This window comes from Streptomyces sp. SudanB5_2050, assembly GCF_964272335.1.
Taxonomy (GTDB): domain Bacteria; phylum Actinomycetota; class Actinomycetes; order Streptomycetales; family Streptomycetaceae; genus Streptomyces; species Streptomyces rochei.
The window spans coordinates 6371241-6397296 of record NZ_OZ186760.1; the positions used below are offsets into that span (position 1 = coordinate 6371241).

The following is a 26056-nucleotide window of genomic DNA, read 5'->3' on the forward strand; positions in this document are numbered from 1 at the left end:
CCGGCCGCGTCACCAGACCGTTGTGAGGAGTCGTACGAGTGGGTGACTCGCTCGTCTGAGATTAACTCGCGGGTAACGAGCGCGCCAGCCCCCGGTGTTCGTGATGTACGTCCCACGCCTCCTGTGACGCCCCTAACCTCGGTGTCATGGACGAAGAGTTGCGAGCGCTCACGGAGCGCTTACGGGCTGAGTCGGCGGCCTCGGGCGCGCCCGGCGCCCGGGAGACGTACGACCGGCTGCTGGCGACCGGTGACCCCGACGAGCTGGCCGCGGTGCTCACCGAGCCGGGACAGCCGCTCTGGGCCCGGGAAATGGCCGCCTTCCGGCTGGGTGTGGCGGGGGACCGGCGGGCCTTCGAGTCCCTCGTCCTGCTGCTGAACCACCGCGACCCCCCGCGCTGCGCCTCCGCCGCCCACGCCCTCGCCCGGCTAGGCGACCCGCGCACCGCCCGCGCCGCCGCGGCCCTCGCCACCAACGAACTCCGGGTCGCCTACGCCCTCTACCCGGTACGGCTGCTGGTCGAGCTGCGGGCCCCGGAGGCCGCGCCCGCCCTGATCACCACGTTGCGGCGCCGGCTGCGCCCGCACGACCCGTACCGCCGCGTGGCGCTGGCCTGCATCGAGGGGCTGGGCGCGCTCGGCGACGACCGGGCCGCGCCCGTGCTGACCGACGCCCTGGCCCACCCGGCGCTGGCCCAGGCGGCGGTACGCGCGCTGGCGCTCATCCCCGGACAGCGGTGACCGTCGTCGAACGGCGGATGCCGGGCCGTGGGCTCCACGGCCCCGTCGGCGCGGGGAACCCGCCTCGTGGAAGCGCCGGGCGCGGGCGGTGCCCTCGGCCACCCACGGGAGCATGCGCTCGTGCCCGGCGGCGGCACGGCGCGTACAACTCGGCGTCCTGGGTGTGGTGTTCACCGCCCCGGCAGGGGCGGCACGCCCAGCCGACCCGCACGCGCGGCCCGCTCACGGGGAGACGACCGCCAGCGCCTCGATCTCCATCAGGAACTCCGGCCGGACCAGTGCGGCGACCTGGACCGCCGAGGCGGCCGGGAGGCGGTCGTCGGGTATGTGCTCGGCGCGAGCCGCCCGGATCGCGGACATGTGCGCCATGTCCGTGACGAAGAAGGTCAGCTTCACCACGTCGTCGAAGCTCGCCGCGGCCGCCGCGAGACACCGGCGCAGATTCTCGAAGACCTGCCGCGCCTGGGCCTCCGCGTCGCCCTCGCCGACCACCTTGCCGTCCTCGTCCAGGGCGAGCTGGCCGGAGACGGCCACGAACGTCCCGGTGCCGAGGACGACATGGGTGTACTGGGCGGCGGGGGCGACGCCCTCGGGCGCGGGGATCCTGGTCAGCTCGCTCATGTGTCCATACTGGACCACGGGTCCGACAACGCCCCCGCGCTAACCCCGGAAGCCGAGCAGCCCGTGCAGCGTCGAACCCCGCGAGGACGTCGACGCCGCCTTGGACTCCAGCGGCTTCGGCTCGGGCAGCGCCGGGCAGACCGCGTCCGCCTCGCCGGTGCCCGCGCCGTCCGGCACGGTGCCGTCGGCCAGGTAGGCGGCCAGATGCTCGTCCAGGCAGGTGTTCCCGCTCAGCGTGATGCCGTGGTTGCCGCCGCCCTCCTCGACCACCAGACCCGAGCCGCGCAGCAGCCGGTGCGCGGTGACGCCGCCCTCGTACGGGGTGGCCGCGTCCCCGGTCGCCTGGAACAGCAGGGCCGGGGGCAGTGCGTCGTTGGCGACGTCCAGGGGCCGCAGCGACCCGGTGGGCCAGAACGCGCACGGTGCGTTGTACCAGGCGTTGTTCCACGCCATGAAGGGCGCCTTCTCGTACACGTCCCAGTTGTCCTCGCGCCACCGGTCCCAGTCGCGCGGCCAGCCCGCGTCGCGGCACTGCACCGAGGCGTAGACGCTGTAGCCGTTCTCCCCCGAGGCGTCCACGGCCCCGAAGTTGTCGTACGCCTCGACCAGCGGACCGGAGTCCGCGTCGGTCACGTACGCGGCGAACGCCTCCGCCAGATAGGGCCAGTAGCCGTTGTAGTAGCCGCCCGGGATGAAGGTGTCCTCCAGCTCCGCGGCGCCGACCTTCCCGCCCGCCGGCTCCTTCGCCAGCGCCGCCCGCATGGCGTACCAGGCGGCCTCCACCCGTTCCGGGTCGGTGCCCAGCCCGTACGCCGCGTCGTGGCGGGCGATCCAGGCCAGGAAGGCGCGGTGCCGGTCGTTGAAGACGAGGTCCTGGGCGAGGTTGGAGTCGTGCCAGACCTCGGTCGGGTCGACGACGGAGTCCAGGACCAGGCGCCGCACCCGGTCCGGGTACAGCTTGGCGTAGACGGCGCCCAGGTAGGTGCCGTACGAGTAGCCGAAGTAGTTCACCTGCCGCGCTCCGAGCGCCGCGCGGATGGCGTCCACGTCCCGCGCGGCGCTCACCGTGTCGATGTACGGCAGCACGTCCCCGTGCTTCTCGCCGCACGCCTCGGCGAAGGACCTCGCGCGCGCGAGGTTGGCCTTCTCGACGGCCTCGGCGGCGGGCAGGGAGTCGGGGCGCACCGGGGCGAAGTGGCCGGGCCGGCAGTTCAGGGCGGGCTCGCTGCGGCCCACTCCGCGCGGGTCGAAGCCGATCACGTCGTACTGGGCGGCCACCTTCTCGGGCAGCGAGGACGCGACGAACCCGGCGAGCGTCAGCCCGCTGCCGCCGGGACCGCCGGGGTTGACCAGCAGCGGGCCTTGGTACGTGGCGGCGGTGTGCGGCACGCGGGAGAGGGCCAGCGTGATGCGCCTGCCCTCCGGACGGGCGTGGTCCAGCGGCACCGTGAGGGACGCGCACTGGAGCGTCGGATAGTCGGCCGTGCCGCACGCGCGCCAGTCGAGCGCCGGGGCGCCCGGGGCAGCCGCGGGGCGCGATGCGCCGGCCTCGGCGGGGACGGCCGTGACGGCACCGGCGGCGATCACCGCGGCGCCGCACAGCACGGCTGCGCGATGTCTCATGGCGTCCTCCCAGGACTCCCCGGACGGAGAGGCTGCGGTCCGCGCTGCTCGCGGTCCTCGCCGCATCGTCCCGGGGAGCGTCGCGGGATGAACGCGTTCTGTTCACAGTTGACCCGGTTGGGCCCGTGGATGCCCTCGAATGCCCTCGGGGGCTCGGGGTTCAGATGAGCGACAGCTGCACCGGGTCGTCCCGGACGGGCTCCGCCGGCGGCTCCGCGATCCGCCGCGGCGTCCCCGCGCGCGTGGGACCGATGCCGTACTCCCGGGCCAGGTCGTGCACCTGGCGCGTGATCCGGCGCTGGTACCACTTCGGCGCGTAGGCGCCCTCCGCGTACAGCCGTTCGTAGCGGCGCACCAGGTGCGGGTGGTGCCGGCCGAGCCAGGCCATGAACCACTCCCGGGCGCCGGGCCGCAGGTGCAGCACCAGGGGCGTCACCGAGGTGGCGCCGGCCGCGGCGATCGCCCGCACGGTCGCGCGCAGTTGGGCCGGCTCGTCACCGAGGAACGGGATGACCGGCGCCATCAGCACCCCGCAGCCGATCCCGTGCTCGCCGAGGGTCCGTACGACCTCCAGGCGGCGCTCCGGCGCGGGCGTCCCCGGCTCGACCGTGCGCCACAGGTCGTGATCGGTGAAGCCGACCGAGACCGAGATCCCCACGTCCGTCACCCGCGCCGCCCGCGTCAGCGGCTCCAGGTCGCGCAGGATCAGCGTGCCCTTGGTCAGGATCGAGAAGGGGTTCGCCCGCTCGGTGAGTGCCTCGATGATCCCCGGCATCAGCCGGTAACGGCCCTCCGCGCGCTGGTAGCAGTCGACGTTGGTGCCCATCGCGACGTGCTCGCCCTGCCAGCGGCGGGAGGCGAGCTGGCGGCGCAGCAGCTCGGGGGCGTTCACCTTGACGACGATCTGCGAGTCGAAGCCGAGGCCGGTGTCGAGGTCCAGGTAGCTGTGCGTCTTGCGCGCGAAGCAGTAGACGCACGCGTGCGTGCAGCCCCGGTACGGGTTCACCGTCCATTCGAACGGCATGCGCGAGGCGCCCGGCACCCGGTTGAGGATCGAGCGGGCCCGCACCTCGTGGAAGGTGATGCCCCGGAACTCGGGCGTGTCGAAGGTGCGGGTGGTCACCGCGTCCGCGCCGAACAGTGCGGGGTCGGCGGCCCGGGCGTGGTCGGAGTCCGTGAGGTTCTCCCAGCGCATGGCGCCTCCTCGGTAGTGCTGCGAACGCCACAATAGAACAAGTGTTCCCTTGATCGTGCGGGTGAGTCGTGCGGGGCTGCTTCGCGCCCCCCGATTTGGTGGCCGGGCGGCGGGGTGGTTGGCTTGCCCCGACCCCGAGAACCAGGCCCTGGAGGGACCCGATGGCGCAGGTCGAGGCGGAGACGGAGCGGATCGTCGCGGCGGACGCGGAGACGGTGTTCGACACCCTCGCCGACTACAGCGGCACCCGCGAGAAGCTGCTGCCCGAGCACTTCAGCGAGTACGAGGTCCGCGAGGGCGGCGACGGCGAGGGCACCCTGGTGCACTGGAAGCTCCAGGCCACCAGCAAGCGCGTCCGCGACTGCCTGCTGGAGGTCACCGAACCGTCCGACGGTGAGCTGGTCGAGAAGGACCGCAACTCCTCCATGGTCACCACCTGGCGGGTCACGCCGGCGGGCGAGGGCAAGTCCCGGGTGGTCGTCCACACCGTCTGGCAGGGGGCCGGCGGCGTCGGCGGCTTCTTCGAGAAGACGTTCGCGCCCAAGGGGCTGGCCCGCATCTACGACGCGATGCTCGCCAGGCTCGCCGCCGAGGTCGAGAAGTAGCCAAGAGGCGGGAACGGGGCGGCCGTTGGCCGTCTCACCGGTTCGAGTGATCTCCGCTCGAAAGCGCCGCACTTCCGTAACTCGTCGCACTTGTTCGCAGTTGCCGCTTCAGGCGGCAATTGTGAGCAGGTGTGACGAGGGGAGCGGAACGTGGGCGGGATCACTCTGGTGCAGGACGAACCGGCCACCGCACCACCGACGCCTCCCGAGCCCCCCGCACCCGGGCCCGAGCCCGGTGCCGGGCTGAGCCCGCGGCGGGTGCGGCTGGTCTTCGTCGGACTGATGCTGGCGCTGCTGCTCGCCGCCCTCGAGCAGATGATCGTCGCCACCGCGCTGCCGAAGATCGTCGGTGAGCTGCACGGCCTGGACAAGATGTCCTGGGCGATCACCGCCTATCTGCTCACCTCCACCATCGGCCTGCCGATCTACGGCAAGCTCGGCGACCTCTTCGGCCGCAAGGGCGTCTTCCAGTTCGCCATCCTGGTGTTCGTCGTCGGCTCCGCGCTCGCCGGCCGGGCGCAGACCATGGACCAGCTGATCGCCTTCCGCGCGGTGCAGGGCGTCGGCGCGGGCGGCCTGATGATCGGCGTGCAGGCGATCATCGCGGACATCGTCCCGCCCCGCGAGCGCGGCCGGTTCATGGGACTGATCGGCGCCGCCTTCGGCCTCGCCTCGGTCGCGGGCCCGCTGCTCGGCGGCTACTTCACCGACCACCTCTCCTGGCGCTGGTGCTTCTACATCAACGTCCCCTTCGGGCTGGTCACCATGGCCGTGGTGGCCGTGGTCCTCAAGCTCCCCAAGCCGCGGGCCAAGCCCCGCCTCGACGTCCTCGGGGCGCTGCTGCTCGCCGCCGCCTCCACCTGCCTGGTGCTGCTGACCAGCTGGGGCGGCACCGAGTACGCATGGGGCTCCGAGGTCATCCTCGGTCTCGCCGCCGGAGCGGTCGCGGCGACCGTGCTCTTCCTGGTCGCCGAGCACTTCGCGCCCGAGCCGGTGATCCCGCTGCGGCTGTTCCGCGACTCGGTCTTCAACGTCACCGGCCTGGTGGGCCTCGTCATCGGCGTCGCCCTGTTCGGCGCCGCCAGCTACCTGCCGACCTTCCTGCAGATGGTCGACGGCGCCACCGCCACCGAGTCCGGGCTGCTCATGCTGCCGATGATGGGCGGCATCGTCGGCGCCTCGATCATCTCCGGGCAGCTCATCAGCCGCACCGGGCACTACCGCTCCCACCCGATCCTCGGCAGCGCCCTGTCCGTGGTCGGCATGTGGCTGCTGTCCCGGCTCGACGCCGACACGCCCCGCCTGCACTACAGCATCTGGATGGCGGTCCTCGGCGCCGGCATCGGCATGGTGATGCCCGTCCTGGTCCTCGCCGTGCAGAACTCCGTGCGCCCCACCGACCTCGGCACCGCCACCAGCGCCAACAACTACTTCCGGCAGATCGGCGGCAGCGTCGGCGCGGCGATCTTCGGGACCCTCTTCGCCGACCGTCTCACCGACTCCCTGGCCGACCGCGTCCCCGCCGAGGCGGGCGCCTCGCTCCCCGACGCCGAGGCCATCACCCCCCAGCTCGTCCACTCCCTGCCCCCGGCGCTGCGCGACGCCTACATCGGGGCGTACGCCGACGCCATGCCGCGGATCTTCCTCTACCTGGTGCCGGTGCTCGCCCTCGGGCTGCTCATCGCCTTCTTCCTCAAGGAGAAACCCCTGGTGTCCCACAACACCCCCGTCACCGAGCAGGAAACCGCCCAGACCGCGCCGCCCGCCGCCCCCGTCCCGCAGGCCAGGTCGCCGTACGCCGCCGGCGTCCCCGTCTGCGGCACCGTGCAGCACCCCGACGGCACCGTCGTGCCCCGCGCGGCGCTCACCCTCATCGACGTCGGCGGCCGGCAGATCGGGCGCGGCGCCAGCGGCGAGGACGGCCGCTACGCGCTCGCCACCCCCGGCTCCGGGGCGTACGTCCTGATCGCCGCCGCCGGCGGCCACCAGCCGCAGGCGGTCTCCGTGACCGTCGGCGAACGCCCGGTGGAGCTGGACGTCGTCCTCGGCGGCGCCGGACGGCTCGCCGGCAGCGTGCTCACCGCCGACGGCAGCCCCGTGCGCGACGCCATCGTCACCCTCACCAACGTCCACGGCGAGGTCGTCTCCACCACCCGCAGCGGCCGGGAGGGCGGCTACGTCATCACCGAGCTGGTGGCCGGCGAGTACACCCTCGCGGCCAGCGCCCCGGCCTTCCGCCCGGCCGCGCTGCCGGTCAGCGTCCAGGCCGCCCGGGAGACCCGCCAGGACGTCGAACTGGCCGGCGGCGCCGTCCTGCGCGGCACCGTCCGCGCCCCTGGCGGACGCGTCGTCGAGGACGCGCGCGTGACGCTCCTCGACGCGGCGGGCAACGTGGTGGACACCCTGACCACCGGCCCCGACGGCACCTTCCGGTTCGTCGACCTGTCGTCCGGCGAGTACACCGTCATCGCCGCCGGTTACCCGCCCGTCGCCACCGTGCTCCAGGTGGCCGGCGGCGGCCGTACCGAACGCGACCTCCAGCTCGGGCACGAGGACTGAGACCGGGCACCGGCGCGCGTTCGCGCGCCGGTGCGTTCGCGCGCCACCGATTCCCCCGTTGCCGCACATGGTCACCGGCCGCCCCCGTACGGTGGGTGACGGTGACACAGATCATGGGAGCCGTGGGAGAGAGGGCCTGACGCCATGGACCAGGGCACCGAGCGGGACGTACCTCCCGGCCGCGGAACCGGGTCCGGCGCCGTGCGGGGCGGCCCCGTGACCGGCCGCGTCCCGCTGGCCGTGGTCGTGGTGGACCGCGAGGGCTCGGTCTCCCACTGGAGCCGGGGCGCGCGACGCCTGTTCGCGCTGCCGAAGGAGGAGGCGATCGGCCGGCCCGCCCCCGACCTGCTCCCCGTCTCGGGCGTGCTCCCCGAGACCGGGGACATCGGCGACCACGGCTCCTGGACGCCCCACGACGGCCTCGGGCCGGATCTCGAGTCGTCCCTCGGCGGACGGCTGTCCTACCCGGCGGCGGGCCGCGCCCGTCTCACCGTCCCGGGCGACGACCGCGTCGACGTGCTGTGGTGGGCGTACCCCCTGGTCGGACCGGGGCCCGAGCGCCTGCTCTTCCTGGCGGCCGACGCGGAGGCGCTGGGACGGGACCACACCGGCGGCGACCCCGGCGAGGAGGCCGGGGCGGCGACCGTCGAGCGGATCGCTCCCGGTTTCGCCCTGCACACCGACTTCCCCGGCGCCGACGAACTCGCCCGCCGCCTCCCCGAGATCCTGCCCAGCATGAGCGTCGGCGAGAGCGCCCGCATCGTCGCCCAGGTCCTCGAACTGGGCTACCCCGTCCTGGAGTTCAGCCAGAACGACCGGGTGCCCGTCACCCCCGACTGGGGCGTCGCCCGCCGCGCCGAGCGCAGGGCGCGCAGGGGGCGGGCCGCACGGGCCCTGGCGGCCGGCGAACCGGTGCCGGACGACCTGCGCGACGAGGCCGAGGACCTGGAGTACGCCGCCGTCCGCGAACGCCTGGAGTTCCTCAACGAGGTCAGCGGACGGATCGGCACGTCGCTGGATCTCTCGCGGACCATCGTCGAGGTCAGCAAGGCCGTCGTCCCCCGCTTTACCGACGTCGCCGGCACCTACCTGCGCGAACAGATCGTCGCCGGTGAGGGCTTCCCCGACGGCGTGCCGGACACCACCACGATGTGGCACCGGGTGGCGCTGGAGCACACCGACGAACCGGGCCGCTGGGACGACGTCGTCCCGGTCGGCGAGGCCATGCCCTTCCCGGCGCACACCCCCTTCTTCCAGTGCATGACCAGCGGGGAACCCGTCCTGGTGCCGCGCATCACCGAGGAGATGGGCCACGCCATCGCCTCGCAGTTCGAGAAGCGGGACATCCGGCCCCTCATCACCGGCCGCTCGATGCTGCTGGTGCCGCTGAAGGCGCGCAACGTCGTCCTCGGCTTCATGATCCTGCTGCGCCATCCGGAGCGCCCGGTCTTCAACGACATGGACCGGGTCACCGGCGCCGAACTCGCCGCCCGCGCGGGGCTCGTCCTCGACAACGCGCGCATGTACACGTACCAGGAGAACGTCGCCGAGACGCTCCAGGACAGCATGCTGCCGCACATTCCGGCGCGCATGGCGGGCTGCGACATCGCCACCCGCTACCTGCCGGGGACGCTCCTCGGCCGGGTCGGCGGCGACTGGTTCGACGCGGTCAAGCTGCCCGGCGCCCGCACCGCCCTGGTCGTCGGCGACGTCATGGGGCACGGGCTCAACTCCGCGGCCATGATGGGCCAGTTGCGCACCGCCGTGCAGACCATGGCCGGGCTCGACCTGCCCCCGGCCCAACTGCTGCGCAACCTCGACGACCTCGCCCAGCGGCTCGGCGACAGCTATCTGGCGACCTGCCTGTACGCCGTCTACGACCCCGTCGCCGGCGAGCTGCACCTCGCCAACGCGGGGCACATCCCGCCCGTCCTGGTCCGGGCCGCGGACGGCTCCAGCGAGCTGATCGACCTGCCGACGGGGGCGCCGATCGGCGTGGGCGGAGTGCCTTTCGAGGCGGTGCGGGTGCCGGTGGCGCCCGGCGACCGGCTGGTGATGTGCACCGACGGTCTGGTGGAGGTGCGCGGCGAGGACATCGGCATCGGCCTGGCGACCCTGTGCGAGTCCGCCGCCCACCCGGCCGCCTCCATGGACGACGCCTGCGACACCATCATCCGCGCGCTGGGCACCCGCGGCGGCCGCAAGGACGACGTGGCCCTGCTGATGGCCCGGCTCGCCGGCATCGACGACGAAGCCGTCGCCGCGTGGCGCCTCGCCCGCGACCCCGCCGAGGTCGGCCGGGCCCGCGCGGCCGTCCGCGAGCAGCTCCACGACTGGGGCCTGCCGCATCTGGCCGACACCGCCGAGTTGCTGGTCAGCGAAGTGGTCACCAACGCCGTACGGCACGCCCGCGCCCGGCCCGTGGACCTGCGGCTGGTACGCGCCGACACGCTGCTGTGCGAGGTGGACGACGACGACCACGACCTCCCGGCGCTGCGCGGCGCCGGCCCCGACGACGAGACCGGGCGCGGCCTGCGCGTGGTCAGCGCCCTCGCCCGGGAGTGGGGCGCGAGCCGGGGGAGGACGGGCAAGACCGTCTGGTTCGAACTGACGCTGCCGCGCCGGCGCCGCTGAGGGCGACCGCTTTCCCGGGCGCCGCTGAGCGCGGTCGGCTCCCGGCGCGGCCGGCTGCCCCGGCGCCGCCGCGTCCACCGGCGGCGCTCGGTGTTCGCACGTCCGGTGAAGGAATGCGCCGGGCGCTTGTGGCCGTGCGCCGGGCGCGATACACCGTACGAGCCCGTCACGCCGACGGGCCGTACGTCGTCGCACCTGGGGAGACGCGCATGAGCGTGACGAGTCGGTACCGGATGGCCTGGGAGAGCTTCTGGAGCGAAGCGCCCGAGGGACAGGGGGCGGTGTTCTGGGACGCGGAGCCGATGCTGACCGCCGGCCGGCACCTGGCCCACTTCGAGCCGCACCTCGTCGACCCCGGCCTGCCCATGATCGACCTCGGCTGCGGCAACGGCACCCAGACCCGCTACCTCGCCGAGCGCTTCGGGCACGTCGTCGGCGCCGACCTGTCCGCCGCCGCCCTCGACCACGCCCGTCGCGCCGACCCGGTCGGCCGGGCCGTCTACCGGCAGCTGGACGCCACCGACAAGGCCGAGGCCCAGACGCTCCACGCCGAGCTGGGCGACGCCAACGTCTATGTGCGGGGCGTCCTGCACCAGTGCGAGCCCGACGACCGCCAGCCGCTGGCCGACGCCCTCGCCACGCTGCTCGGCGACCGGGGCCGCGCCTTCCTCGTGGAACCCTCCCAGGAGTCCAAGACGATCCTGAGGGACCTGGCGCAGGGCCCCGACGGCCCGCCCGCCAAGCTCGCCCCCGTCCTGCGCCACGGACTGACCCCCGGCGCGGCACCCGACGAGGCGGTGCCCGAGCACCTGCGCGCCGCCGGGCTCAGCGTCCTGGCGAGCGGTGAACTCCCCTTGATCAGCACCGAGTACACGGGGGACGGCACCCGGATCGAGCTTCCGTCGGCCTGGGTGGTCGCGGGCCGGGGCCGGTGAGCGGCCGGTGACCCGGGGCGAGGGCTCCCACCAGCCATTGGTCTGGGCCGGTGAGAGTTTTCCACAGGTCTGGCTGGGGGTCGGAGCGACCGCGTAACGTGGCGCAGCATGAAGATCCTCATCAGCGCCGACATGGAAGGCGCCACCGGTGTGACCTGGCCGGCCGACGTGCTGCCGGGGACGCCGCAGTGGGAGCGGTGCCGGTCGATGTTCACCTCGGACGTGAACGCGGCCGTGCAGGGCTTCCTGGACGGCGGGGCCGACGAGGTGCTGGTCAACGAGGCGCACTGGACCATGCGCAACCTGCTCCTGGAGCAGCTCGACGAGCGGACGCAGATGCTCACCGGGCGGCACAAGGCGCTGTCCATGGTGGAGGGCGTCCAGCACGGGGACGTGGACGGCATCGCCTTCATCGGGTACCACGCGGGCGCCGGCATGGAGGGCGTCCTCGCCCACACCTACCTCGCCAACCAGATCACCGGGGTGTGGCTGAACGACGTGCGGGCCAGCGAGGGCCTGCTCAACGCGCACGTCGTCGCCGAGTACGGGGTGCCGGTCGTGCTGGTCACCGGGGACGACGTGGCCTGCGAGGACGCGCTGGGATACGCGCCCGAGGCGCTGAAGGTCGCGGTGAAGGACCATGTGTCGCGGTACGCGGCCGTGTGCCGCACACCGTCCAGGACGGCCTCCGACATCCGGGCGGCGGCCAAGGAGGCGGCGGCGCTGGCGGTGCGGCACGAACCGGTGCGCGGCGGCCCCTTCACCGTCGCCGTGGAGTTCGACGCCGAGCACCTGGCGGCCGCCTCGACCGTGGTGCCGGGTGTGGCCCGCGTCGGCGAGCGCAAGGTGGCGTACACCCACGAGACCATGTTCGAGGCGATCCGTACCTTCAAGGCGGTCACCACCATCGCCTCGGCCGCCGTGGAGGAGCAGTATGGCTGAGCGGCACACCCCGGACACCGGCGCGCGGGCGCTGGAGGAAGTGGTCCGGTTCACCTCGGAGCTGATCCGGATCGACACGACCAACCGGGGCGGCGGCGACTGCCGGGAGCGGCCGGCCGCCGAGTACGCCGCGGCGCGGCTCGCCGAGGCCGGGATCGAGCCGACGCTGCTGGAGCGGACCGAGGGCCGGACCAACGTCGTCGCCCGTATCGAGGGCACCGACCCGTCGGCCGACGCGCTGCTCGTCCACGGTCACCTGGACGTGGTGCCCGCCGAGGCCGCCGACTGGAGCGTGCACCCGTTCTCCGGGGAGATCCGCGACGGGGTCGTCTGGGGGCGCGGCGCCGTCGACATGAAGAACATGGACGCGATGATCCTGGCCGTCGTGCGCGACTGGGCCCGGCAGGGGGTGCGGCCCCGGCGGGACGTCGTGATCGCGTTCACCGCGGACGAGGAGGCCAGCGCCGAGGACGGCTCCGGGTTCCTCGCCGACCGGCACGCCGCCCTGTTCGAGGGCTGCACCGAGGGCGTGAGCGAGTCGGGGGCGTTCACCTTCCACGACGGCGCCGGACGGCAGTTCTACCCCATCGCCGCCGGTGAACGCGGCACGGGCTGGCTCAAGCTCACCGCACGCGGGCGGGCCGGCCACGGCTCCAAGGTGAACCGGGAGAACGCGGTCACCCGGCTCGCCGCGGCGATCACCCGCATCGGCGACCACGAGTGGCCGCTGCGCCTGACCCCGACCGTGCGCGCCGCGCTGACCGAACTGGCCGCGGTCTACGGCATCGAGACCGACCTGCGCGACGTCGACGCGCTGCTGGACAAGCTGGGGACCGCCGCCGAGCTGGTCCAGGCCACCGTCCGCAACAGCAGCAACCCGACGATGCTCGACGCCGGTTACAAGGTCAACGTCATCCCCGGCGAGGCCGTCGCGTACGTCGACGGCAGGTTCCTGCACGGCTGCGAGGACGAGTTCCGCGCCACCCTCGACCGGCTCACCGGCCCGGACGTCGACTGGGAGTTCGCCCACCGCGAGGTCGCCCTCCAGGCGCCGGTGGACTCGCCGACGTACGCCAGGATGCGCGCCGCCGTCGAGGAGTTCGCGCCGGAGGGACACGTGGTGCCGTACTGCATGTCGGGCGGCACCGACGCCAAGCAGTTCTCCCGGCTGGGCATCACCGGCTACGGGTTCGCCCCGCTGAAGCTGCCCGAGGGCTTCGACTACCAGGCGCTCTTCCACGGCGTCGACGAACGTGTCCCGGTCGAGGCGCTGCACTTCGGCGTCCGGGTCCTCGACCGATTCCTGCGCACGGCCTAGCCACGGCCGGGGACCGCACCGAGAAGGAGCTGGAGGACAGAGTGGGGGAGTCAGTGCAGACCCTGCCGTACGGATCGTGGCCGTCGCCGGTCGACGCGGCCCTCGCCGCCGCGCACGACGGGCGGCCCGACGACGTCGGCTTCGTCGGCGACGAGGTGTGGTGGACGGCGCCCCGGCCCACCGAGGGCGGTCGCCGCACCCTGGTGCGTCGGCACCCCGACGGCACCGAGGAGTCGGTGCTGCCCGCCCCGTGGAACGTGCGCAGCCGCGTCATCGAGTACGGCGGCCGTCCCTGGGCCGCGTACCCGACCGACGCCGGGCCGCAGGTCGTCTTCGTGAACTTCGCCGACCAGCGCCTGTACTCCTGGCGGCCGGGTGCCGGCGAGCCGCGTCCGCTGACCCCCGTCTCCCGGGTGGGCGGCGGGCTGCGCTGGGCCGAGCCGCAGCCGCGCCCCGAGCGCGGCGAGGTGTGGTGCGTCCTGGAGGAGTTCACCGGCGAGGGGCCCACCGACGTACGCCGGGTCCCGGTCGCGGTCCCCCTGGACGGATCGGCGGCCGACGACCGCGGCGCCCTGCGCGAACTCACCGGCGAACGGCACCGGTTCGTCACCGGGCCGCGCCCCTCGCCCGACGGCCGGCGCGTGGCCTGGCTCGCCTGGGACCACCCCCGCATGCCGTGGGACGGCACCGAACTGATCGTCGCCGAGGTCGGCCCCGACGGCACCTTCCAGGACGCCCGGACCGTCGCCGGTGGGCCGCGGGAGTCGATCGCCCAGGTCGACTGGGCGCCCGACGGCCGCCTGCTGTACACCTCGGACCGCACCGGCTGGTGGAACGTCTACCGCGACGGACAGCCCCTGTGCCCCCGGGAGGAGGAGTTCGGCGCACCCCTGTGGCGGCTCGGGCAGCGCTCCTTCGCCCCGCTGGACAGCGGTCTGATCGCCGTCGTGCACGGTCGCGGCGCCACCGCCCTCGGCATACTCGACCCCGAGACCGGCGACCTCGTCGACGCGGTCGGCCCCTGGACCGAGTTCGCGGCCACCCTCGCCGTGCACGGCGAGCGCGTCGTGGCCGTCGGCGCGAGCCCGCACAGCGCCTACGAGGTCGTCGAGCTGGACGCCCGCACGGGCAGGTCCCGGGTGATCGGCGCCCCGCATCAGGACGCCGTGGCCCCGGCCTATTACCCCCGCCCGCGCGGCCGCACCTTCACCGGCCCGGGCGGACGCGAGATCCACGCGCACGTGTACCCGCCGCACCACCCCGGCTTCCGCGCCCCGGACGGCGAACTGCCGCCGTACGTGATCTGGGCGCACGGCGGCCCCACCAGCCGCTCGCCCCTCGTCCTGGACCTGGAGATCGCCTACTTCACCTCCCGCGGCATCGGCGTCGCCGAGGTCAACTACGGCGGCTCCACCGGGTACGGCCGGGAGTACCGCGACCGGCTGCGCGAGCAGTGGGGCGTCGTCGATGTGGAGGACTGCGCGGCCGTAGCCCTCGCCCTCGCCGACGAGGGCACCGCCGACCGGGAGCGCCTGGCCGTGCGCGGCGGCAGCGCGGGGGGCTGGACGGCCGCCGCCTCCCTGGCCACCACCGACGTGTACGCCTGCGGCACCGTCATCTACCCGGTCCTCGACCTCACCGGCTGGGCCACGGGCGGCACCCACGACTTCGAGTCGCAGTACCTGGAGAGCCTGATCGGCCCCCACGCCCAGGTCCCCGACCGCTACGCCGAGCGGTCCCCCGCCGGCCGCGCCGACCGGGTCACCGCGCCCTTCCTGCTGCTCCAGGGACTGGACGACGTGATCTGCCCGCCCGCGCAGTGCGAGCGGTTCCTCGAAGGCGTCGCCGGCCGCGGGGTGCCGCACGCCTACCTCACCTTCGAGGGCGAGGGGCACGGCTTCCGGCGGGCCGAGACCATGGTGCGCGCCCTGGAGGCCGAACTCTCCCTGTACTCCCAGGTCTTCGGGCTGAAGCCACCCGGCGTCCCCACCCTGGAGCTGACCCGGTGAAGCCCCTGACCCGCCCGCCCCGGCTCGCCCCCGGAGCGCGCGTCGCCGTCGTCGCCCCCAGCGGTCCCGTGCCGGAGGAGCGCCTCCAGGCCGGACTGGACGTGCTGCGCGGCTGGGACCTCGACCCGGTGGTGGCCCCGCACGTCCTGGACCGGCACGCCGCCTTCGACTACCTCGCGGGCACCGACGCCGACCGGGCCGCCGACCTCCAGACGGCCTGGTGCGACCCGTCCGTCGACGCGGTGCTGTGCGCCCGCGGCGGATACGGCGTCCAGCGCATGGCCGACCTCCTCGACTGGGAGGCGATGCGGGCGGCGGGGCCCAAGGTGCTGGTCGGCTTCAGCGACATCACGGCGCTGCACGAGGCGTTCGCCACCCGGCTGGGCCTCGTCACCCTGCACGGACCGATGGCGGCCGGGATCGACTTCCTCAAGAACGCACGGGCGCAGGAGCACCTGAAGGCCACCCTGTTCGCCCCCGAGACGGTCCGCGTGATCGCCTCCGGCGGCACGCCCCTGGTCCCCGGCCGGGCGCGGGGCGTCACCCTCGGCGGCTGCCTGTGCCTGCTCGCCGCCGAGGTGGGCAGCCCGCACGCGCGGGCGTCCGCGCGCGGCGGACTGCTGTGCCTGGAGGACGTGGGGGAGGAGACGTACCGGCTGGACCGCTACCTCACGCAGCTGCTGCGGGCCGGCCTGCTGGAGGGCGTCCGCGGGATCCTGCTGGGTTCCTGGCACGCGTGCGAGCCCTACGAACGGCTGCGGCCGATGCTGGCCGACCGGCTCGGCGGACTCGGCGTGCCGGTCGTCGAGGACTTCGGCTTCGGGCACTGCGAGGGGGCGCTGACCATCCCGTTCGGCGTGACGGCGGAACTCGACGCGGACGCGGGCACCCTGACGCTGGACGCACCGGCGCTGCGCTGACCCGCGCCCCGCACGCGTGCGTCGTAGGCTGGCGGAATGCCGCACAACGCATCCCGCTACCTGGCCGAGGGCCCCCGGGTGGGCATACGCCACTTCACCTACGAGGACGGCGCCGAGTTCACCGCCCGTGCCCGGGAGAGCAAGGACCTGCACCACCCGTGGCTCTTCCCGCCGGACACCGCCCAGGCGTACGAGGCGTACGCGGCCCGGCTGATCGAGGACCCCACCAAGGCCGGGTTCCTGATCTGCGAGAAGGACGCGGGCGCCGACCCAGGCGCCATCGCCGGGTTCGTCAACATCAACAACATCGTCCACGGCGGCTTCATGAGCGGCGCGCTCGGCTACGGCGCGTTCGCGCACGCGGCCGGGCGGGGCCTGATGCGCGAGGGCCTGGACCTCGTCGTGCGGTACGCCTTCGGGCCGATGCGGCTGCACCGGCTGGAGATCAACGTGCAGCCGGGCAACGCCGCCTCCATCGCGCTGGCCCGCGCCTGCGGCTTCCACCTGGAGGGCTTCTCGCCGCGGATGCTCCACATCGACGGCGCCTGGCGGGACCACCAGCGCTGGGCCGTCACCGCCGAGAGCGTGACTTCCGGTTGATCTTCATGGTGTCCAGGTCCGTCACCGTCGACCTGAGATCGCGGAACCCGTAGCCGAGCGCCCGCAGCGCCGTCTCCGCCCGGTCCTCGGCGATCGCGCCCGCCATCTCCTCGCCGTCCGCGGCGTCGGACACCACGACGTACCGCAGGGAGAAGTGCTTCAGCGGCGAGGGCTCGTACGACAGCGAGCCCTCCTCCGTGAAGCGCATGCTCGCCATCCCGTGGTCCCCCGCCTCGGCGAGCAGCCGCGTCCGGGCGTCCTCGGTCAGCCCCTCCCAGGTGCCCCGGACGATCACCCGGTAGGTGTGCCGTTCACTCACGCGCCGCTCCTTCGTGCTCGTCACCGACCGACCGACTGTACGTCGGTCCCGGACCACCGCCCACCGAATATCGGTGGGGTGGGCACCCTGTTCAGCGGGCCCGCGAGCGGCTTCCATGGGGAAGCGTGACGACCATCCGACGTGAGGTACTGACGCTGCCCGCCGCGCCGCTCGGCCCGGACAACCCCCTGCCGCCACTGCGCCCCCTGGACGAGGCCCACCGCATCGACGCACGCGACCGGGCCGCCCTGCCCCGCGAGATGGCCCGGCAGGTCGGCTACGCACCCCTGCGCAGCCTGCTGCCCGCGCCGGTCCGCGACGGCTACGGGCGGGTGCGCGAACCCCGCGAGTTCGACGCCCTCGTCCTGGAGAACGACCGGCTGCGGGCCACCGTCCTGCCCGCCCTGGGCGGCCGCGTCACCTCCCTCTTCCACAAGCCGACCGACCGTGAACTGCTCTACGTCAACCCCGTCCTCCAGCCCGCCAACTTCGCCCTCAACGGCGCCTGGTTCTCCGGCGGCATCGAATGGAACATCGGCGCCACCGGCCACACCACCCTCTCCTGCTCGCCCGTGCACGCCGCCCGCGTGCCGGCCCCCGACGGCGGGGAGATGCTGCGTCTGTGGGAGTGGGAGCGGCTGCGGGACCTGCCCTTCCAGGTCGACCTGTGGCTTCCGGAGGGTTCGGACTTCCTCCGCGTCGGCGTCCGCATCCGCAACCCGCACGAACGTCCGGTGCCCACCTATTGGTGGTCCAACATCGCGGTCCCCGAGGACCGCCGCGTCCTCGCGCCCGCCGACGAGGCCTGGCTGTTCGGCTACGAGCGGCGGCTGCGCCGCGTCCCCGTGCCGTCGTACGACGGAGCGGACCGGACGTACCCGCGCAACAGCGCCTACGCCGCCGACTGGTTCTACGAGGTGCCGGACGGCCGGCGCCGCTGGATCGCCGCCCTGGACGCGGACGGGCACGGACTGGTGCAGACGTCGACCGACGCGCTGCGCGGCCGGAAGCTCTTCGTGTGGGGCACGGGACCGGGCGGGCGGCGCTGGCAGGAGTGGCTCACCGAACCCGGCACCGGGGGCTACTGCGAGATCCAGGCCGGGCTCGCCCGCACCCAGCTGGAGCACGTGAAGCTGGAGGCGGAGAGCGAGGTGTCCTGGCTGGAGGCGTACGGGCCGCTGGACGCCGACCCCGAAGGGGAGTGGCACGGCGTACTGCGCGGGGCGGAGGACCGGCTGGAGGCGGCCCTGCCGCGCGCCGAGGTCGACGCCGCCTACCGGGAGTGGCTGCGCCACGCGGACGCCGACCCCGGCGAGCGCCTGGCCGCCGGGTCGGGCTGGGGCGCCCTTGAAGTGCTGCGCACCGGCTGGAAACTGCCCGGCACCCCGTTCGACGAGGCCACCCTGGGCGACGAGCAGCGGCCCTGGCTGCACCTGCTGCACGCCGGCTCGCTGCCCGAGCCCGACCACCACGCGCCGCCCGGCGGCACGCTGGTCGCCCGCCCGTGGCGCGACATGCTGGAGACGGCGGCGGCGACGCCCGCCGCCGAGTACCACCTGGGTGTCGCCCAGTGGCACGAGGGCGACCGCGCGCAGGCGGTGCGCAGCTGGGAGCGCGGCCTCGACCGGGCCACCGCCCGCTGGCCGCTGCTGCGCTGCCTCGCCGTGGCCGACCGGGAGGAGGGGCACGACGAGCGGGCCGCCGATCGGTACGCGGAAGCCTTCGACGACCTGTGCGCATGGGCGAGGGGCGGCGCGGACGGCTCCTCCGGGACGGCCGGCGCGCCCGGGACCGGTGAGGCGGGGGACCTCCCCCAGGCGGCCGCCGGCGCCGACGGAGCGACCTGGACGGCGGCCACGGCCGCGCTCGGCGGCGAGGCGATCGGGGCGCTGCTCGCGGTGGGGCGCACGGCGGACGCCCGTTCCGTGTGGGAGCGGCTGCCTCCTGCCGTCCGGGCCCGCGGCCGGTTCCGGCTGACCGAGGCGGCGCTGCTCGCCGCCGAGGGCCGAAGGGAGCGGGCGCGGGCCGTCTTCGACGAGGGTTTCGAGGTCGCCGACCTGCGCGAGGGCGACGAGGTCATCGGCCGGCTGTGGGCCGCGCTCGGCGACGAACCGCTCCCGGCCCGGTACGACTTCAGGATGCGGCCGGGCGGGGACTGAGCCCCGCCCGGCCCGGAACTACGCCCGCCGGTCCACGTACTCGTAGATCGCCCCGTCCGGGTGCCGGGCGATCAGGTTGCGGCCCGCCGGCGTCGGGACGGGGCCCGCGATGATGTCCGCGCCGAGGGAGCTGAGGACCCGGTGGGTCTCCTCGACGTCCGTCACGGCGATCGTCGCGGCCACCTTGCGCAACACCTCGAGCTGGGACTCGGGTCCGCTCATCAGCAGGAAGCAGCCGACCGCGGCGACTTGGACGCCGCCGCGTTCGAAGCGGAGCGCCCGGCCGCCGGCCAGGCCCTCGTAGAAGGGGATCGCCTTCTCCAGGTCGTCGACATAGATGCGCAGTGTGGCTCCCAGAATGTCCATGCGCAGGAGCCTAGTTGGGAGGGCGGGACCGGTCCCGCCGTCCCCGCCCATGGACGGTGCGCCCGGGGGTACCCGCAACGCATGGACCGCATGGATCACTTGGAACACCTGGACAAGCATCTGGTCGACGAACTGGCGCAGGTGGCACGCGAGACCGTGCGCGACGAGCTGCGCGAACAGACCCGCAAGCAGCGTCGCAAGGCCACCCTGTACGCCGCCTCCGGCGCCGCCGCCCTGTACGCGGGCGCCGCGCTCGCGCTCACCGTGGGCCTGGCCCTCGCGGTCGCCCTGCCCGACTGGGCCGCCGCGCTGATCACGGCCGTCCTCCTGGGGGTGGTGGCCCACCTGCTGCGCCGAGCCGCCAAGCCCCACACGGACCGGCCGGGTGCCGGGCACCAGCACGTGGTGGGCGGTGACGCGCCGGGCGTGCCGCCGAGCGGGCTCGGCATGCCGTACCCGCCGATGCCGCCGGTCGCGCCCGGCGGCGCGGGCGGAGCCACCGGCGCCCCGGGGGCCGGTACGCCCGCACCGGGCGGCACCGGGCCCGCGGCGCCGCGCCAGGACGACATCGACCCCGAGGCCCGGTGAGGGCGGGGCACAGCGGCCGTGAGGACACGGCCGGCCGTGGACAGAAGGGCGCCCCCGCACGACATGCGTCGCGCGGGGGCGCCCTTCTGCTCGCGGGTCAGGACTCCTCGTGGAGCCGCGGCAGCACCTTGGTGCGGTAGAAGTCGAAGAAGCCGCGCAGGTCCGGCCCGATCTGGTTGACGTAGACCCGGTCGAAGCCGGCGTCGGCGAACCGCCTCAGTTCCGCGACGTGTTCGTCCGCGTCGTCGCCGCAGACCCGGTTGGAACGGACCATGTCCTCGGTGACCAGGGTCTGCGCCTGTTCGAAGTGCTTGGGTGAGGGCAGCACCTGCCCCAGCTCTCCCGGCAGCAGCTCGTTGGCCCACAGCCGGTGCACGGTCCGCACCGCCGCGTCCCGTTCGGTGTCGTAGCAGACCTTGGTGCCCCCGCTGACGAGCTTCCCGCCGCCCCCGCCCTTGCGGTACTGCTCCACCATCGAGGCGTCCGGCATCATCGTGATGTACCCGTCGCCCACCCGCGCGGCCAGCTTGGTGGCGGCCGGGCCGAAGCCGGAGATGTCGATCGGGACGGGCTCGTCCGGGACGGTGTACAGGCGGGCGTTCTCCACCGTGTAGTGCGTGCCGTGGTGGTTGACCTCCTCGCCGGTGAACAGCCGCCGCATGACGAGGATCGCCTCCTCCAGCATCTCCAGGCGCACGTGCGCGGCCGGCCAGGCGTCGCCGAGGATGTGCTCGTTCAGTGCCTCGCCGGTGCCGACGCCGAGCCGGAAGCGGCCGTCCGTCATCACCGCGCTGGTCGCCGCCGCCTGCGCCACCACCGCCGGGTGGATGCGCACGGTCGGGCAGGTCACCGCCGTCTCGACGGGCAGGGACACGGCGTCGGAGAGCGCGCCGATGACCGACCAGACGAACGGGCTCTGCCCCTGCTCGCCGTTCCACGGGTGGTAGTGGTCCGAGATCCACAGTGCCTGGAACCCGGCCTGCTCGGCCATCCGCGCCTGCTCGATCAGCTCCGCGGGACCGTACTGCTCGCACGAGAGGAAGTAGCCGTACTCGGGCATGAGGGGTTGCCTCCGGGAAGTGGAGGGGGTGGGTCCGCGGCCGGGTACCCGGGCGGCGGCGGGGAAACCGAGGGGCCGGCGGGCCGCCGCCCCGCCGGACGTTTGGGCGCCCTGGTCAAGGGGACGCGGAAGGCTCACGAGGTACGCGACAGCCCGGAGGCGAACCGTGAGCCGACCCCGCATCGTGATCGTCGGCGCCGGCTTCGCCGGGTACCGGACGGCCCGCACCCTGTCCCGGCTCACCCGGCACCAGGCCGACATCGTCCTGCTCAACCCGACCGACTACTTCCTCTATCTGCCCCTGCTGCCCCAGGTCGCCGCCGGAATCCTGGAACCGCGCCGGGTCAGCGTGTCCCTGTCGGGCACCCTGCCCCGCGTCCGGCTGGTGCTCGGCGAGGCCGACGGCATCGACCTCGACGGACGCACCGTGCACTACACGGACCCGGAGGGCGGCGAGGGCACGCTGCGCTACGACCGGCTGGTGCTCGCCGCGGGCAGCGTCAACAAGCTGCTGCCCATTCCCGGCGTCGCCGAGCACGCCCACGGCTTCCGCGGCCTGCCGGAAGCCCTTTATCTGCGCGACCACGTGACCCGGCAGGTGGAGCTGGCCGCGGCGGCCGACGACCGCGCCGAGTGCGCCGCCCGCTGCACCTTCGTCGTGGTGGGCGCGGGATACACCGGCACCGAGGTCGCCGCGCACGGCCAGATGTACACCGACGCCCAGGTCCGCCGGCATCCGATGCGCACCGGCATGCGGCCCCGCTGGATGCTGCTGGACGTGGCGGAACGGGTGCTGCCGGAGATGGACGAACGGCTCTCCCGCACCGCCGAGCGGGTCCTGCGGCAGCGGGGCGTCGACGTGCGCATGGGGACCTCCGTGAAGGAGGCCACGCACGACGGGGTGCTGCTGACCGACGGCACGACCGTGGACACCCGGACGCTGGTGTGGTGCGTGGGCGTACGGCCCGACCCGCTGGTGGAGTCCCTGGGGCTGCCCATGGAGCGCGGGCGGCTGCTGGTCGACCCGCACCTCCAGGTGCCGGGGCGGCCCGAGCTGTTCGCCTGCGGTGACGTGGCCGCCGTGCCCGACCTGACCAAGCCGGGCCAGTACACGCCGATGACCGCGCAGCACGCCTGGCGGCACGGCAAGGTCTGCGCCGAGAACGTCGCCGCGTCGCTCGGCATCGGCGGGCAGCGGCGCGCCTACCGGCACCGGGACATGGGGTTCGTGGTGGACCTGGGCGGGGCGAAGGCCGCGGCCAATCCGCTGGGGGTGCCCATGTCCGGCCCGGCGGCGGGCGCGGTCACCCGCGGCTACCACCTCGCGGCGATGCCGGGCAACCGGGTGCGGGTGGCCGCGGACTGGCTGCTCGACGCGGTGCTGCCCCGCCAGGCGGTCCAGCTGGGCCTCGTACGGTCCTGGTCCGTACCCCTGGAGTCGGCCTCTCCCGAGGTGGCCCGGGTACCGGGACGGCCGGACGCCGGGCCGGCGGGGTCGGCGGGATCGGTGGGTGGCCCCGGCAGAACGGAGCCGGCCGAGGGGCGCCAGGGCGGGGAGCCGGCGAAGGCGCGGCCGGGCGAAGAGCCCGCGAAGAGCCAGCCGGGCGGTGAATCCGCGAAGAGCCAGCCGGGCGGTGAACCCGCGAAGGGGCAGCCGGGTGGTGAACCCGCGAAGAGCCAGCCGGGTGGTGAACCGGCCAAGGCACAGCCGGGCGGCGAACCGGCCCGGAAGCACCCCGGCCGGCCCGGCGCGGACGGGGCCTCCGGCAAGAGGCACCGCACCTCGGAGAGCACCCGGCCCCGCCCGGCCCACGCGCCCGGCACGTCACGGAAGGCTGCCGAGCCGTCCGCCGCGCCGAAGCCGTCCACCGGGGTCAGGCGCTCCGAGGCGCCCGGCGGAACCCGGTCGTCCGGCCGAACCCGGTCGCCCGGCGCCCCCGCGCCGACGCGCTCCGCCGGTCCCCCCGCCGACCCCGGCCCCGAACCCCCGCCGAACCAGCCGCCGCCCGGACCCGACATCGCCCCCGGCCCCGTCAAGCGAACCGACGGCCGTGCCGTGGAAGGAGACTCATGAACACCGGTGAACTCGTCGACCTCGGACAGCAACTGCGCGTGGACAGCGTGCGGGCGTCCGCCGCCGCGGGCTCCGGGCACCCCACGTCCTCGATGTCCGCCGCGGACCTGATGGCCGTACTCCTCGCCCACCACCTCCGCTACGACTTCGAGCGCCCCGCCCACCCCGGCAACGACCGCTTCGTCCTCTCCAAGGGACACGCCTCGCCCCTCCTCTACTCCGCCTACAAGGCGGCCGGCGCCATCGACGACGAGGAGTTGCTGACCTTCCGCAAGCTGGGCAGCCGACTGGAGGGCCACCCCACCCCGCAGCGGCTGCCGTGGGTAGAGACGGCCACCGGCTCGCTCGGCCAGGGCCTGCCCGTCGGCGTGGGCATCGCGCTGGCCGGCAAACGGCTGGACCGCACCGACTACCGCGTGTGGGTGCTGTGCGGCGACAGCGAGATGGCCGAGGGCTCGGTGTGGGAGGCCGCGGAGCACGCCGGCCACGAGCGCCTGGACAACCTCGTCGTGATCGTCGACGTCAACCGGCTGGGGCAGCGCGGCCCGACCCGGCACGGCCACGACCTCGACGCGTACGCCCGCCGTTTCCGGGCCTTCGACTGGCACACCGTCGAGATCGACGGCCACGACGTGGACGCCATCGACCGCGCCTACGGCGAGGCCCTGTCCACTCAGGGCCAGCCCACGGCCATCATCGCCCGCACCCTCAAGGGCAAGGGAGTCGAGGCCGTCGAGGACCGCGAGGGCCAGCACGGCAAGCCCCTGCCCGAGGCCGAGGAGGCGATCGCCGAGCTGGGCGGAGCACGCGACCTCCGGGTGCGGGTGCAGGAGCCGCCGGCCGCGCGGGCGCTGCACTCGGCCGGCACCGGGGAGGCCGAACTGCCGCGCTACGACAAGGGCGACGAGGTCGCCACCCGCAACGCCTTCGGTGAAGCCCTCGCCGCGCTCGGCACCGCCCGGGGCGACGTGGTCGCCCTCGACGGCGAGGTCGGGGACTCGACCCGCGCCGAGTACTTCGCCAAGGAGCACCCCGAGCGGTACTTCGAGTGCTACATCGCCGAGCAGCAGATGGTCGCCGCCGCGGTGGGAATGGCCGCGCGCGGCTGGGTGCCCTTCGCCACCTCCTTCGCCGCCTTCCTGACCCGCGCCTACGACTTCGTGCGCATGGCGTCCGTCAGCGGCTCCGGCATCAACCTCGTCGGCTCCCACGCGGGCGTCGCCATCGGCCAGGACGGACCCAGCCAGATGGGGCTGGAGGACATCGCCATGATGCGCGCCGTCCACGGTTCCACCGTGCTCTACCCGTGCGACGCCAACCAGACCGCCCGCCTGGTCGCCGAGATGGCCGGCCTGGAGGGCATCCGCTACCTGCGCACCTCGCGCGGCGGCAGCAAGGTGATCTACGGCGCCGACGAGGAGTTCCCGGTCGGCGGCAGCAAGGTGCTGCGTTCCTCCGACGAGGACCGGCTCACCGTCGTCGCGGCCGGCGTCACCGTGCACGAGGCACTGGCCGCGGCCGACGCCCTGGAGCGGGACGGCATCCGGGTCCGGGTGATCGACCTCTACTCGGTCAAGCCCGTCGACCGGGCCACCCTGCGGCAGGCCGCCGAGGACACCGGCTGCCTCCTGACCGTCGAGGACCACCGCCGGGAGGGCGGCATCGGCGACGCGGTCCTCGACGCGTTCACCGACGGGCGGCCCGTGCCCCGTCTGGTGCGGCTCGCCGTCGAGACCATGCCCGGCTCCGCGAGCCCGGCCGAGGAGCTGCACGCCGCGGGGATCGACGCCCAGTCCATCGAGGCCGCCGGACGGATGCTGGTGGAGCAGGCGATCGTCCCGTGAGCCGTGACGCCGTACGGACCGTCCGGGCCGGCCGGCGCTCGGTGGAGGTGCACCGACCGGACAAGGTGCTGTTCCCCGCGGAGAGCGGCACCGAGGAGTACACCAAGGCCGACCTGGTCGACTACTACCACTCCGTGGCCCCGTTCGTGCTGCCGCACCTGCGGGGCCGCCCGCTGATGCTGGAGCGTCGCCCCGACGGCGTGGACGGGCCCCGGTTCATGCAGAAGAACACCCCGGAGCACTACCCGGACTGGATCGCCCGTGCGGAGGTGGCCAAGGAGGGCGGCACCGTCCGCCACACGGTGTGCGACGACACCGCCACGCTCCTGTACCTCGCCGACCAGGCCGCCCTCACCCTGCACCGCTGGCTCTCCCGGGTGGGGGCGGTCCAGACGCCGGACCTGATGGTCTTCGACCTCGATCCGGCCGGCGACGACTTCCCGGCCGTGCGGGAGGCGGCCGTCCTGCTGGGCGGACTGCTCGACGAGCTGAAGCTGCCGTCGGCGCTGATGACCACCGGGTCCCGCGGGCTGCACGTGGTCGTGCCGCTGAACGGCCGTCACGGATTCGACGAGGTACGGGAGTTCGCCCGCGACGTCGCCGACGTGCTGGCCGCCGGGCATCCCGACCGGCTCACCACCGCGGCCCGCAAGAAGGACCGCGGCGACCGGCTCTACCTCGACATCCAGCGCAACGCCTACGCGCAGACCGCGGTCGCCCCCTACACCGTCCGGGCGCTGCCCGGCGCGCCCGTCGCCACCCCGCTGTCCTGGGACCAGCTCGACGATCCCGCGCTGCACGCGCGCCGCTGGACGATCGCGGACGCCGCCGACCAGGCGCGTACCCGCCCCTGGGCCCGGATCACCGGGCGCGCGCGGAGCCTGGGCCCCGCCCGGCGGAGGCTGGACGCCCTGCGCGGCTGAGCGGAATCTCGGCAGCACAGGT

The 26056-nt window shown here is 74.2% G+C and carries 21 protein-coding genes; 15 read left to right on the forward strand and 6 right to left on the reverse strand.

Annotated elements, in window-relative coordinates:
- The first annotated feature begins 146 nt into the window (after positions 1-146).
- Positions 147-740, forward strand: coding sequence for an adenylosuccinate lyase (locus ACFZP7_RS28185; RefSeq protein ID WP_029394027.1), 594 nt, complete (start codon positions 147-149; stop codon positions 738-740).
- A 222-nt stretch (positions 741-962) separates the two neighbouring features.
- Here the strand turns inward: ACFZP7_RS28185 and ACFZP7_RS28190 are convergent, their stop codons facing one another.
- The 3 genes from ACFZP7_RS28190 to ACFZP7_RS28200 form a co-directional block, all read right to left on the reverse strand.
- Positions 963-1361, reverse strand: a complete 399-nt coding sequence (locus tag ACFZP7_RS28190; RefSeq protein ID WP_385636540.1) for a RidA family protein — start codon at positions 1359-1361, stop codon at positions 963-965.
- 39 nt (positions 1362-1400) lie between these two features.
- Positions 1401-2984, reverse strand: coding sequence for an alpha/beta hydrolase (locus ACFZP7_RS28195; RefSeq protein WP_385636542.1), 1584 nt, complete (start codon positions 2982-2984; stop codon positions 1401-1403).
- 160 nt (positions 2985-3144) lie between these two features.
- On the reverse strand, positions 3145-4179 hold the full coding sequence (locus ACFZP7_RS28200; RefSeq protein ID WP_031017985.1) for an Rv2578c family radical SAM protein: 1035 nt from the start codon (positions 4177-4179) through the stop codon (positions 3145-3147).
- Positions 4180-4340: 161 nt separating this feature from the next.
- Here ACFZP7_RS28200 and ACFZP7_RS28205 point away from each other — a divergent pair, with 161 nt between their 5' ends.
- From ACFZP7_RS28205 to ACFZP7_RS28245, 9 genes are all read left to right on the forward strand, one after another.
- Complete coding sequence (locus tag ACFZP7_RS28205; protein WP_019328633.1) at positions 4341-4784, forward strand: SRPBCC family protein; 444 nt, start codon at positions 4341-4343, stop codon at positions 4782-4784.
- A gap of 150 nt (positions 4785-4934) precedes the next feature.
- Positions 4935-7343, forward strand: coding sequence for an MFS transporter (locus ACFZP7_RS28210; protein WP_031017983.1), 2409 nt, complete (start codon positions 4935-4937; stop codon positions 7341-7343).
- Positions 7344-7487: 144 nt separating this feature from the next.
- Positions 7488-9977 carry a SpoIIE family protein phosphatase gene (locus ACFZP7_RS28215; RefSeq protein WP_385636546.1) on the forward strand — a complete coding sequence of 830 codons (2490 nt, stop codon included), beginning with the start codon at positions 7488-7490 and terminating at the stop codon, positions 9975-9977.
- Positions 9978-10186: 209 nt separating this feature from the next.
- A complete protein-coding gene (locus ACFZP7_RS28220) occupies positions 10187-10912 on the forward strand; it encodes a class I SAM-dependent methyltransferase (RefSeq protein ID WP_385636548.1) in 726 nt (241 codons plus the stop codon).
- A 108-nt stretch (positions 10913-11020) separates the two neighbouring features.
- Positions 11021-11854 (forward strand): M55 family metallopeptidase, encoded by an 834-nt coding sequence (locus ACFZP7_RS28225; RefSeq protein WP_019328638.1) that lies wholly within the window; start codon positions 11021-11023, stop codon positions 11852-11854.
- Positions 11847-13172 (forward strand): M20/M25/M40 family metallo-hydrolase, encoded by a 1326-nt coding sequence (locus ACFZP7_RS28230; protein ID WP_019328639.1) that lies wholly within the window; start codon positions 11847-11849, stop codon positions 13170-13172. The genes ACFZP7_RS28225 and ACFZP7_RS28230 overlap by 8 nt, the downstream gene beginning before the upstream one ends.
- A 41-nt stretch (positions 13173-13213) precedes the next feature.
- The gene (locus ACFZP7_RS28235; RefSeq protein WP_385636551.1) at positions 13214-15181 is read left to right on the forward strand and encodes a prolyl oligopeptidase family serine peptidase; all 1968 of its coding nucleotides are present in this window, start codon (positions 13214-13216) and stop codon (positions 15179-15181) included.
- Positions 15178-16101 carry an LD-carboxypeptidase gene (locus tag ACFZP7_RS28240; protein WP_164287814.1) on the forward strand — a complete coding sequence of 308 codons (924 nt, stop codon included), beginning with the start codon at positions 15178-15180 and terminating at the stop codon, positions 16099-16101. The genes ACFZP7_RS28235 and ACFZP7_RS28240 overlap by 4 nt, the downstream gene beginning before the upstream one ends.
- 36 nt (positions 16102-16137) lie before the next feature.
- Positions 16138-16701 carry a GNAT family N-acetyltransferase gene (locus ACFZP7_RS28245; protein WP_031017972.1) on the forward strand — a complete coding sequence of 188 codons (564 nt, stop codon included), beginning with the start codon at positions 16138-16140 and terminating at the stop codon, positions 16699-16701.
- Here the strand turns inward: ACFZP7_RS28245 and ACFZP7_RS28250 are convergent.
- Complete coding sequence (locus ACFZP7_RS28250; RefSeq protein ID WP_019328643.1) at positions 16673-17020, reverse strand: DUF6204 family protein; 348 nt, start codon at positions 17018-17020, stop codon at positions 16673-16675. The two genes, ACFZP7_RS28245 and ACFZP7_RS28250, sit on opposite strands and share 29 nt — an antisense overlap.
- Positions 17021-17145: 125 nt before the next feature.
- Between ACFZP7_RS28250 and ACFZP7_RS28255 the strand changes: the two genes are divergently transcribed.
- A complete protein-coding gene (locus ACFZP7_RS28255) occupies positions 17146-19179 on the forward strand; it encodes a DUF5107 domain-containing protein (protein WP_385636555.1) in 2034 nt (677 codons plus the stop codon).
- A gap of 18 nt (positions 19180-19197) precedes the next feature.
- Here ACFZP7_RS28255 and ACFZP7_RS28260 read toward each other — a convergent pair whose 3' ends face one another.
- A complete protein-coding gene (locus tag ACFZP7_RS28260; RefSeq protein ID WP_031017967.1) occupies positions 19198-19545 on the reverse strand; it encodes a VOC family protein in 348 nt (115 codons plus the stop codon).
- An 81-nt stretch (positions 19546-19626) separates the two neighbouring features.
- Between ACFZP7_RS28260 and ACFZP7_RS28265 the strand changes: the two genes are divergently transcribed.
- Positions 19627-20133 (forward strand): phage holin family protein, encoded by a 507-nt coding sequence (locus ACFZP7_RS28265; protein ID WP_385636558.1) that lies wholly within the window; start codon positions 19627-19629, stop codon positions 20131-20133.
- Between the two features lie 97 nt (positions 20134-20230).
- Here the strand turns inward: ACFZP7_RS28265 and ACFZP7_RS28270 are convergent, their stop codons facing one another.
- Positions 20231-21193, reverse strand: a complete 963-nt coding sequence (locus tag ACFZP7_RS28270; protein WP_385636560.1) for an LLM class F420-dependent oxidoreductase — start codon at positions 21191-21193, stop codon at positions 20231-20233.
- Between the two features lie 166 nt (positions 21194-21359).
- Between ACFZP7_RS28270 and ACFZP7_RS28275 the strand changes: the two genes are divergently transcribed.
- Genes ACFZP7_RS28275 through ligD form a run of 3 tightly spaced genes read left to right on the forward strand, consistent with a single transcriptional unit; the run spans position 21360 to position 26034 of the window.
- A complete protein-coding gene (locus ACFZP7_RS28275; protein ID WP_385636563.1) occupies positions 21360-23267 on the forward strand; it encodes an FAD-dependent oxidoreductase in 1908 nt (635 codons plus the stop codon).
- Positions 23264-25111, forward strand: coding sequence for a transketolase (locus ACFZP7_RS28280; protein ID WP_385636565.1), 1848 nt, complete (start codon positions 23264-23266; stop codon positions 25109-25111). The genes ACFZP7_RS28275 and ACFZP7_RS28280 overlap by 4 nt, the downstream gene beginning before the upstream one ends.
- Positions 25108-26034 carry a non-homologous end-joining DNA ligase gene (gene ligD, locus ACFZP7_RS28285; protein ID WP_385636568.1) on the forward strand — a complete coding sequence of 309 codons (927 nt, stop codon included), beginning with the start codon at positions 25108-25110 and terminating at the stop codon, positions 26032-26034. Before ACFZP7_RS28280 ends, ligD begins: the two co-directional genes overlap by 4 nt.
- The last annotated feature ends 22 nt before the right edge of the window (positions 26035-26056 follow it).